This window comes from Streptomyces sp. NRRL S-1022 (genome assembly GCF_000720135.1).
GTDB lineage: Bacteria > Actinomycetota > Actinomycetes > Streptomycetales > Streptomycetaceae > Streptomyces.
The window spans coordinates 1-254 of the sequence record NZ_JOIU01000205.1; the positions used below are offsets into that span (position 1 = coordinate 1).

Annotated in this window: 1 pseudogene; it reads right to left on the minus strand. The window is 66.9% G+C overall.

The annotated features are described in order from the left end of the window. Positions 1–254, minus strand: a pseudogene (locus tag IG05_RS43380) (glucose-6-phosphate isomerase); the annotation flags it as partial.

Consider the following 254-nt stretch of genomic DNA (forward strand, 5'->3'; position numbering starts at 1 on the left):
CACTGGTCGAAGGAGTCGATGTTCCACACCGCGCCCTGCACGAACACCTTGTGCTCGTAGAGGGCGATCAGCTGGCCGAGCACCGACGGGGTCAGCTCGGTGGCGAGGATCGTGGTCGTCGGCCGGTTGCCCTGGAAGGTCTTGTGCGGGACCAGCTCCTCGGGCACACCCTCCGCGCGGACCTCCTCGGCGGTCTTGCCGAAGGCGAGCGCCTGGGTCTGGGCGAAGAAGTTCGCCATCAACAGGTCGTGCTG